At 59.2% G+C, this 8,961-nt stretch carries 10 protein-coding genes; 5 read left to right on the top strand and 5 right to left on the bottom strand.

What is annotated here, in order from left to right; translation table 11 throughout:
• The 5 genes from EN964_RS15515 to EN964_RS39405 all read left to right on the top strand — a co-directional run.
• Nucleotides 1-875, top strand: an 875-nt coding sequence (locus EN964_RS15515) for an aldehyde dehydrogenase family protein (protein ID WP_127276511.1), incomplete at its 5' end; no start/stop codon positions are given.
• A gap of 76 nt (nt 876-951) precedes the next feature.
• On the top strand, nt 952-2,094 hold the full coding sequence (locus tag EN964_RS15510; RefSeq protein ID WP_164748684.1) for a substrate-binding domain-containing protein: 1,143 nt from the start codon (nt 952-954) through the stop codon (nt 2,092-2,094).
• A gap of 65 nt (nt 2,095-2,159) precedes the next feature.
• On the top strand, nt 2,160-3,743 hold the full coding sequence (locus tag EN964_RS15505) for a sugar ABC transporter ATP-binding protein (RefSeq protein ID WP_127270101.1): 1,584 nt from the start codon (nt 2,160-2,162) through the stop codon (nt 3,741-3,743).
• Complete coding sequence (locus EN964_RS15500; protein ID WP_127276509.1) at nt 3,740-4,687, top strand: ABC transporter permease; 948 nt, start codon at nt 3,740-3,742, stop codon at nt 4,685-4,687. The genes EN964_RS15505 and EN964_RS15500 overlap by 4 nt, the downstream gene beginning before the upstream one ends.
• A gap of 153 nt (nt 4,688-4,840) precedes the next feature.
• Nucleotides 4,841-5,023 carry an ATP-binding cassette domain-containing protein gene (locus EN964_RS39405; RefSeq protein WP_372958873.1) on the top strand — a complete coding sequence of 61 codons (183 nt, stop codon included), beginning with the start codon at nt 4,841-4,843 and terminating at the stop codon, nt 5,021-5,023.
• A 450-nt stretch (nt 5,024-5,473) separates the two neighbouring features.
• Here the strand turns inward: EN964_RS39405 and EN964_RS15485 are convergent, their stop codons facing one another.
• From EN964_RS15485 to EN964_RS15465, 5 genes are all read right to left on the bottom strand, one after another.
• Complete coding sequence (locus EN964_RS15485) at nt 5,474-5,746, bottom strand: hypothetical protein (protein ID WP_127270097.1); 273 nt, start codon at nt 5,744-5,746, stop codon at nt 5,474-5,476.
• A gap of 275 nt (nt 5,747-6,021) precedes the next feature.
• On the bottom strand, nt 6,022-6,123 hold the full coding sequence (locus EN964_RS39400) for an excalibur calcium-binding domain-containing protein (protein WP_127271265.1): 102 nt from the start codon (nt 6,121-6,123) through the stop codon (nt 6,022-6,024).
• Entirely contained in the window at nt 6,086-6,847 is a 762-nt protein-coding gene (locus EN964_RS15475; RefSeq protein ID WP_127271248.1) for a thermonuclease family protein, read from the bottom strand. The genes EN964_RS39400 and EN964_RS15475 overlap by 38 nt, the downstream gene beginning before the upstream one ends.
• Nucleotides 6,848-7,207, bottom strand: a complete 360-nt coding sequence (locus EN964_RS15470) for a calcium-binding protein (protein WP_127271250.1) — start codon at nt 7,205-7,207, stop codon at nt 6,848-6,850.
• Nucleotides 7,208-7,703: 496 nt separating this feature from the next.
• Nucleotides 7,704-8,720, bottom strand: a complete 1,017-nt coding sequence (locus EN964_RS15465; RefSeq protein ID WP_164748683.1) for an acyltransferase — start codon at nt 8,718-8,720, stop codon at nt 7,704-7,706.
• Nucleotides 8,721-8,961 lie beyond the last annotated feature (241 nt).

Raw genomic sequence — 8,961 nt, 5'->3', positions numbered from 1 at the left:
TAACGGGACGGGGTGAAACCATAGGCGAAGTGCTCTGCACGGAACCCGGCGTCGACCTCATCACCATGACTGGAAGCGTACCGACCGGTAAGCGCATCATGGCGAACGCTTCGCGCAATCTGACGCCTGTTTCGCTGGAGCTTGGCGGCAAGGCGCCATTCATCGTCCTGGCTGATGCCGATCTCGACCTGGCGGTTCGTTCCGCAGCCACGTCGCGATACATGAATTGCGGACAGGTCTGCATTTGCAACGAACGCACGCTCGTTCACCGTTCGATTTACGATCAGTTCGTCACACGCTTTGTGGAATTCTCCAAGTCGCTCGTCGTCGGTGATCCGATGCACACAAATACCGATATCGGCCCGAAAGTCAGCCGTGAAGAGTTGGAAAAGGTCGAGGCGGTGCTTGCGGAAGCCGTGGCGGGCGGCGCGAGGCTTGCTCTCGCCGGTGGGCGCCCGACCAAGGCGCCCGTCGATGGCGGCTACTGGCTCAATCCGACCGTACTGACAGATGTGACGCCTGACATGCCGATCATGACGCGCGAAATCTTCGGCCCGGTCGTGCCGATCATGCCCTTCGACACTTTCGAGGAGGCTGTCAGCATCACCAATGCCAGCAACTATGGCCTGTCGGCCTATCTTTTCACCAATGATCTGGGCCGCGTCATGAACGCCGTCAACGAGGTTTCGTTCGGCGAGATCTACGTGAACCGGATCGGACCGGAAATGCTGCAGGGTTTCCATGTCGGCTTCCGCGAAAGCGGGCTGGGCGGCGACGACGGCGTGCATGGGCTCGAGAGCTACATGCGCAAGAAGACGGTCTACGTGAACTATTCGGGTGCCGCCACGGCGGCATTGATGCCTTACGGGCGCTGAACAGCGCCCAACCAGTACGACCAGCCAGGTCGCCACCCGGCCGCTACGGCCGTTTCATATGATCGGGAGGAATGAAATGCACTATCGTGGATTTATGGCGGCCGCCTTGGCGTTGGCGCTATCGGGACTGGCCGGATCGTCGGCTCTCGCCGATGACACCATCCCACCGGAAGCACAAGCTCTGCTCGAGCCGCTGCCCCTGTCGCCGAGAGGCCAACCCGTCCCAGGCTTCCCGGATGGTCCGCCGGCGGTGTCGCCGGACGTGCTGAAATTCTCCGATGAGGACCTTGCCAAGCTCAAGGCGGGAAAGTTTACCGCTGGACTGGTGATGCACACCATGGATGCCGGCTGGCCTCAGTTGCAGGTCGCCGGAATCAGCAACACGCTCAAGGACCTCGGTATCGAGGTCGTAGGAACCACCGACGCCAAGTTCCAGCCCGGCCAGCAAATCAGCGATCTGGAGCAGATGACCGCCCGCAAGCCGGACGTAATCTTCTCGATTCCGATCGATCCGAAATCTGAGTCCGAAGCCTACAAGAAGGCGGCGGCAGCCGGCATCAAGCTGGTTTTCATGGACAACGTCCCGGTCGATATGGCCCCGGGCAAGGACTATGTGACCGTTGTCGCCTCCGACAATGAAAAGAATGCCTATTTCGCCGCGCAGGAACTTGTCGGGGCGATTGGCGGCAAGGGTGAGGTCGGCATCATCACGCTGGTTTATGACTATTACTACTCCGTCGCGGCCCGCAAGGTCGGTGCCTTGAAGGCATTCGGCGAACATCCCGATATCAAGGTCGCGGATGTCGGCACCTTCACGGCGCCAGAGAAGGCCTACGAGGTTGCCACCGCAATGTTGACGGCGCATCCCGACATGAAGGGTATTTTCGTTGCCTGGGACACGCCCGCCCAGCAAGTCGTGGCCGCGGCAAAGACACTCGGCCGCGACATCGTCGTCACCACGAATGACATTGCCGCGGACAGCGCGCTGAACGTTGCACGCGGCGAATTTCTGGCCGTAGGCGCGCAGCGTCCCTACGACCAGGGCGTCGCCGAGGCCAAGGCGGCCGCGCTTGCGTTGCTTGGACATGACGTCCCGCCATACATTTCGGTGCCGACGTTGCGCGTCAAGAAGCTCGACCTTCTCAGCGCCCTCAAGCTGGTCACCAAGGAAGATGCTCCAGCCTCAGTGGTAAAAATCTGCAACGGCAAGTGCTTCTAGCCCCCTTGTTCCGTCGGCGGGCTCCAACAGTCCGCCGACGCTCCCGAGCGACCGAGAAAATCGTCATGGCCGAAGCGAAAACGTCACCGTCCCAGAACGCGATTGTAGCGATGCAACGCATCAGCAAGTCGTTTGGCGCGAACCGCGTGCTGTCTGATATTTCATTCGAGGTCATGGCCGGTGAAACACACGCGCTGCTCGGCGAGAACGGTGCGGGCAAATCGACGCTCATGAAGATTCTCATGGGAGCCTATCGAACGGATGAGGGCCGCATTCTGTTCGCCGGAGAGGACGTCACCAGCTTGTCGCTTCGCGAGAGGATCGATCGCGGTATTGCAATGATCTTCCAGGAACTGAGCGTCTTGCCGAACCGCTCGGTTGCCGAAAACCTCTTTGTCCTTCGCGAGCCCCTCTCCTTTGGCCGGCGTATCAACAGCAGAAAAATGGTTCGTGATGCCCAGGCTCTGATCGAGCGGTACGCCTTCTCGCTTGATGCTTCTGCGCGCGTGGGCGATCTGGCCTTCGCCCAACGGCAGATGGTCGAGATCCTCAAGGCGATCTCGCGGGGCGCCAAGCTGCTCGTCATGGATGAGCCGACTTCATCTCTGACCATCCACGAGGAAGAAACGCTTTTTCGCACCATCGGTCAGCTAAAGCAGGGCGGAATCGGTATCGTCTACATCAGCCATCGCATGGCCGATGTGCTGCGGCTTTCGGATCGCATTTCGATCATCAAGGATGGGCGACTGGTTGGCCCACTTGATCCGAGCAAGACATCCATCGAGGATATCGCCGCGATGATGTCACGGCCAAGGGGCGACGCACCTTTGCCGACCGCAGCAGCGCCCACAAAACGCCGCCCGGCAACGTCGGTCGGGGCGCCGGCCCTTGAGGTCCGCGATCTAGCCACGTCGCGCAAGCTGTCCGACGTATCGTTCTCGATCGATCCAGGCGAGATCGTCGGTCTTGCCGGGCTTGTCGGCAGCGGCCGCTCGACCTTGGGCAAGGCCTTGTTCGGTATCCTTCCGGATGTATCCGGCCACATCACCGTCGCAGGAGAATCCGTTCGGCTGGGCAGCGTCCGCGGGGCCATCACTGCTGGTGTGGCCCTTGTTCCAGAAGACCGCCGGCTCGAAGGGCTTGTTGGCGGGCGCTCCATCGAGGAGAATCTTGCGCTTCCCCGCCTTTCCGATTTCTCGCTCGCGGGTCCCTTTGGACCGATGGCAAAGGCCCGGATAGCGGCTTTGTTCAGACAATACCGCGACGACCTTAATATCCTGTGCCGCGGTCCCTTACAAAAAGCCCAGGAGCTTTCGGGCGGCAATCAGCAGAAGATTGTCTTCGCAAAATGGCTGGCAATGAAGCCGAAGCTGTTGATCCTAGATGAGCCAACTTCCGGCGTGGACGTCAATGCCAAGCGCGATATGCGCGAGCTTGTGCGCCGCACGGCAGGCGATGGCGTCGCCGTGCTGCTCATTTCTTCGGAACTCGAAGAACTTCTGGATTTGTCCGATCGCATTCTGGTGATGGCGCAGGGGCGGATAACGCGCAGCATGGGCAGCGCGCACGACGAGACTGGGCTTCGCGCGTTGCTGCAGGCCGAGGTCGCCAGACAGACCACAGTACGCGCCCAAGGAGTTGCAGCATGAAACCATCCTCGATGCCGATGAGCGCAAGTGCGATGAATTTTTTCCGCGATCACATCACCTATGTGATCTTCCTGGCGATCACCCTCTATTTCGTCTTGTTCGCCCCCCACTTCGCGTCGGTCTCAACCGCAAGCGCCGTTCTGCGTATCACAGCCATCGTCTCCGTGATGGCGATCGGCATGACGTACGTTATCATCTGCGGTGAAATCGACCTGTCGGTCGGTTCGGTTGCCAGCTTTTCAGGTATGATCGGAGCGTTGCTGCTCGATCAAAGTGTGCCGACCTATGTCGCCGCCCTTCTGGTGTTGGGCGCCGGAGCCGCGATCGGCGCGGTGTCGGGCGTGCTGGTTACAAAACTGCGCATTCCATCGTTTCTTGTGACGCTTGGCATGTTGTCTATCTTCTCCGGACTGGCGCTGACCATCACCGGCACCCGGCCAGTGTCGATCGTCGACGATGATTTTTCGAATCTGTTCTGGAACGGCAGTTTTCTGGGCATACAGGCACCGATCTGGTGGACGATCGTCCTTACGGCTGTCGGCTACTACCTGCTGCATCAGATGCCCTACGGCAGACGTGTCTATGCGACCGGTGGAAATGCTGTTGCCGCGCGCTTTTCCGGTGTGCGCACGGACGGCGTCAAGATTTTCGCCTTTGTACTATCCGGCATGACCGCATCCCTTGCTGGCCTGATGCTCGCAGCCCGCTCCACGGCCGGCAATCCCAGCCTGGGAGCGGGTCTCGAACTGGATGTGATCGCGGCCGTGATCATAGGCGGGACAAGACTCTTTGGCGGTTATGGATCAATCGTCGGGTCCGTCGTCGGCGCAATCTTCATAGGCATTCTCGGGTTTGGTCTTCTCGTGCTCGGTCTATCGACCAGCATCCAAGAGGTCATCAAAGGAGCCATCATCATCATTGCGGTCTCATTGAACCGCCGTTGAAAACAGCAGCCCGGTATGAAAATCCGAAGATATGTGGCTCCGCAATTCAAGCGTCGATGATCTGTTGATCACAGCGCATTTCGAGAAAAAAGAGAACGTTCTCACTGCATATTTTGGGATGGAAGAGAGCGTTTTTGAGGAAGTCTGTTGAGTGTGTCGCCGCCAGTCCATGCGGTGCTCGGCGAAAACGGCGCCGGCAAATCCACGCTGGTCAAGATTCTCAGCGGTGTGATTGCGCCAAACAGCGGTCAGATGCGTCTCGACGGTGCGGTCTATGCGCCGCATTCGATCCTGCATGCGCGAGCTGGACCATTTGCTGCAGATGGCTGGAGCTAATCGCAGGCCTTATGCGGCATTGGCAATAATGAGGGTGCTACTCAAACGTATTAACCCGCGGACCAACTGGGCGGATCGCCTGAGAGAACATATGGCGGCATTCCCTGTGGCGCCAAATATCAAGATCGGTCACGCGGGCTTCCCCGCGAACTGGACCGATTTGCCGCTATGGAATTAGTGTTGGTCCCCGTCCAAGTGACCGTCTAGGGATCACATATTGAGGACGCGCGCATATCGGCGCGATCGAGTTGGGCAGCTTTTGCGAACGCCGCCTCCCGATCAAGTGGTCCGTGCCAGCGGCCGTTCCTATCTCCGGTTCCAGCCTTGCGTGCCTTAACCCTCGTTGCAAAACCCGCAATCAGCTCGATGGATCCGGCCATGATCGTGGGTCCAGTTCTCGTAGATGTAGTAGTCTATTCCGCCATCCAATCTCGTGACTGCTGGTGTGTTTCAGTAGGCGTACTTGGCGGGCCAGCGCCAATCTGTCTGCGCTTTGCCGAAGCAATTGCTGTAGTCGACGAACTGGCCGGTAGCGATATCGCGGCAAGCCCAAACGAGCTGGCGATATTGGTTGTAGAACTCGTCCCAATCGGCGCCTTGGTAATAATTCGGCCTGCCGTATCCGCCCCCGCCACAGTCGTTATTCGAGCATACCGCAACGGCTGCGCCCACAGCTGCAATGGCGATACCGGCAGCTATCGCCTGATTTTGCTTTCTGATCATGTCGGCGCATTGGACGAGAGTCACGGATCGCCGAACGAGCTCAGCGTAGAGATCGTCCTGAAACTTCGCATCCTTCGTAGAGGATAAGGTTCTACAAAGGGCTGAAGTGCTGACGGCACTCGGGTTCTTGGCTAGTGTCTGTTGCGAGGTCGTGCATGAGGCGGTTGCCAGCGCCAAGGCTACCGCAGCCGAAACTGCGGCTCGTCGACCCATTCTCATTGTAGTCCCCCACACCCCCAAATCGGTCCGCGACCCTCACAGCCGATAATCACTCACTAGCAGAGCGTTTCACACGCCTGCCCGTCGCCATCACGGTCCAGTTTGCCACCCCACGGACAGTTACTGAGATACCATTGAGCCTCGTCGCACGAGCTGATCTGCGAGCATTTCCGCCGCGGCTGGCAGGAATAGCTGCGCGACCTGGCGCCCGACGATGCCTAGGGATTGGCTCACTGCCGGCCTGGCGTTGTCTCCATACCCGGCCCGCCACTCCCACGGCAGTTGGAACTGTCCGACCCACAGGCCGACCTTCGCCGCCTCGGCCTTCGCCTGCTGCGCTGCATAGGCGCCACCGCTGTACTTGGGCCAGTCGAGCGCATAGCCGTTTTCGACCATCCATGCGGCCACACTGGCGCCATCCGCACGCCGGCAGTCGCTCACAAAGCGGTTGTAGCGGTCCCAGGCGATAAAGGTGCATGTGACCGGCCTCGAGGCGGCCAAGAACCCGTCCAGTGCTGCAGCGGCCTTCGCCCCGCACCGGTAGCGAACGCCCTTGGCGTCGTCGCATTGCTGGGCGGACTCGGGGGCGTCGATGCCATTGAAGCGGATGCGTTGCCCATGAATCTCGATCGTATCGCCATCGATGACAGAGGCGACGCCGGCGATCGGCTCCGGGGTACGTCCGATCCAGTTGGAAACGTGAAGGTCAGGGGAACTTTCGCTGTGCTGCACGGCGAACTGCGCGACGAAGGCGGCTGCCGCAGCAACCGTCACGAAGACCAGCCGCTTTGGGATGGCCGCTATTAGGCGGGCACGCCGACGCTGTGCACCTTGCCGTTTGCGCCATTGGTCTGAGCGATTGTCGTATCGGGATTTGTCCATTTACTCGCAGCCTACGCCGTCGTGATCGCCATCCAGCCGGTTGGTGTCAGCACCAGTGATTTTCACAGGACCGGCTACAACCGGATTGTTTCCCTTGCCGCCTGCACAGTCCAAGTCGGCACCACCAGCGGGCGCCACGCGCCGATACGCGTTGAAGGCGGCCACCGCGCGGGCGCCGTCGCCCTCGATGTGGGTGTTGTTGCTGTTTGGATTGAGAGGATCGACGGTCTGCAGAAGCATGTTGGCGTGGTTCGCATCGCCGGCCGCGAGCGTCACCGAGTCATAGTTGTTCAAGTAGTCGGATGTGCAAGCAGAAAAGAGGAGCAAAGCCCCTAAAGACAACACCCTTTGCCAATACATGTGCCCACTCCCCCAGTTTGAAAGAGTTGCACAAGATCCAGCTGCTCGCAACTGCCGGGCGAAATGGCCTGATCAGCTAAGCCATGATTGTCGATAAGATGGCAGGGCGTGCTGATCTGCGCGGCTAGAAATCGAGTAGTAGCCGAATGTAGCCGTATTCGATTGGCCAAGCCCCGGTGACTGCAGAAATCAAACCATAATTTGCCGCGACTAGGATTGCGGCGATGACGTAGTCGCTCCAATTGAATTCCGTGATGAGCCTCCATAGCAGTTTTGATCTTGACGATCTCGGTCCGGACGGTCTCATAGGCTCGCTCTTTGCGGGTGCGCACTGAACATCGATTTCCAATTTCAGGCCTACCAGGACGAGAGTCTTTGCAAGGGAGCCCGCTTTGTTCGGTGTGCGGTCTTAGGCTGGGGCGATGTCAACGCACATACTCTTTAAATCGCCCATTCAGCCAGATCGAAGCCGCTGGGGCAATCCAAAATTCAGGGCTTAATGGAGTTCCCCGCTCTCTACGCGGCGTTTCGAAAGCACGATAAGCGGTCGCTCGATCAAGCGATAGCTCACTGCGCTGACGACGGCCGTCAGGAAAAGCAACGCAAAAAGATAGACAACGCTCGCCAGGGGGCTACGCGACCAGAACGAGCTCAATACGCCTATCAGGCCCAGGTGCCAGAGATACGTGCTGTAGCTAGCGTTTCCGGCAGCCAGCGCCAGTGATGGCGTCCTCAGCTTGCCATCGCGCTCCAGCATCATCGCCGCGCAAAGTAACAACGCGGCAGGCGGACCGAAGCCGTACCAGCGGAACGCATTGATCTCCATGGTGGGGTATAACCAAATAGAGGCATAGAGAAACCAGCCCACGGCGCCCAAGAGCAGCAAGCTCGCCGGCAAGCGGATCCCTGATTGGCATACCGCCGCGACAGCGATCCCCATCACAAATTCCAACATGATCGGGCTTGTCATCGTTTCGGCTGTCGGCCAAACCTGCGATACCAGCAGAAGAAAGACAGCCAGAGCGGCAAAACCCAGCTTGCGGTTTCGAAATATCATCACGATGACAGCAACCAGCACATAGAACCTGATCTCGAATACAAGCGTCCAGCCGACTGGCTGGGGCAAAGGGAAATCGATGAGGAAGAGCTGGCGCGTCCAGGCCCACACGTCAGGTGGCGGCGTGCCCCTCCCGGTCCAGAGCGTGAGAATCATGGACAGCCAGAACAAAGGAAGTATGCGCAGTACGCGCCGGAGCGTGAAACGACCAGCGTCCGCTATCCGTCCGGCATCCTGTCTTCGCTGCGTGATCAAATACATTATCGCCCCACTTATGGCGAAAAAGATATCGACACCAAAATGGCATATGACGTCAGTGTATGGGCGAAGGGGCATGAGGGTATTCTGGCCGGACAGTGCGTTTGCCTCTATGACTGCGTGCCCGAGGACGACCATCCAAGCGGCGATCGCCCGTAAACCCTGGATGGATCGATACGATCTTTTCGGAACGATCATTATGCCTCCGGGACCAAGCCGTCCTGCAACTGTCGAAGCTAAACAGCGGCTTGGCCATTGGTAGGCTCTCGGCCTAGCGGCGCGCATTCAACCGGCCCTGGCGGCCCAGGGGCCGAGTCCCCGCTAGTTGTACCCGAGCAGATGGCGAAGCCCAACTATCGGCAAATAAACGGTCCAAATCATGCCGATGGCTGCGGCAACGCCAAGGCCGATTGCGGGAGCCCAAGCCTTCCAGAGCATC

It is taken from the genome of Mesorhizobium sp. M7A.F.Ca.CA.001.10.2.1 (assembly GCF_003998575.1).
Lineage (GTDB): Bacteria > Pseudomonadota > Alphaproteobacteria > Rhizobiales > Rhizobiaceae > Mesorhizobium.
Note: the sequence above shows the minus strand (reverse complement) of the source record. Positions and strands in the feature narration are given on the sequence as shown.

What these genes read in the sequence shown, in the direction of transcription:
- EN964_RS15510 (WP_164748684.1), top strand. Translation starts at nt 952, where the DNA reads ATGCACTATCGTGGATTTATGGCGGCCGCCTTGGCGTTGGCGCTATCG.
- EN964_RS15505 (WP_127270101.1), top strand. Translation starts at nt 2,160, where the DNA reads ATGGCCGAAGCGAAAACGTCACCGTCCCAGAACGCGATTGTAGCGATG.
- EN964_RS15500 (WP_127276509.1), top strand. Translation starts at nt 3,740, where the DNA reads ATGAAACCATCCTCGATGCCGATGAGCGCAAGTGCGATGAATTTTTTC.
- EN964_RS15485 (WP_127270097.1), bottom strand. Translation starts at nt 5,746, where the DNA reads ATGATCAGAAAGCAAAATCAGGCGATAGCTGCCGGTATCGCCATTGCA.
- EN964_RS15475 (WP_127271248.1), bottom strand. Translation starts at nt 6,847, where the DNA reads ATGGACAAATCCCGATACGACAATCGCTCAGACCAATGGCGCAAACGG.
- EN964_RS15470 (WP_127271250.1), bottom strand. Translation starts at nt 7,207, where the DNA reads ATGTATTGGCAAAGGGTGTTGTCTTTAGGGGCTTTGCTCCTCTTTTCT.
- EN964_RS15465 (WP_164748683.1), bottom strand. Translation starts at nt 8,720, where the DNA reads ATGATCGTTCCGAAAAGATCGTATCGATCCATCCAGGGTTTACGGGCG.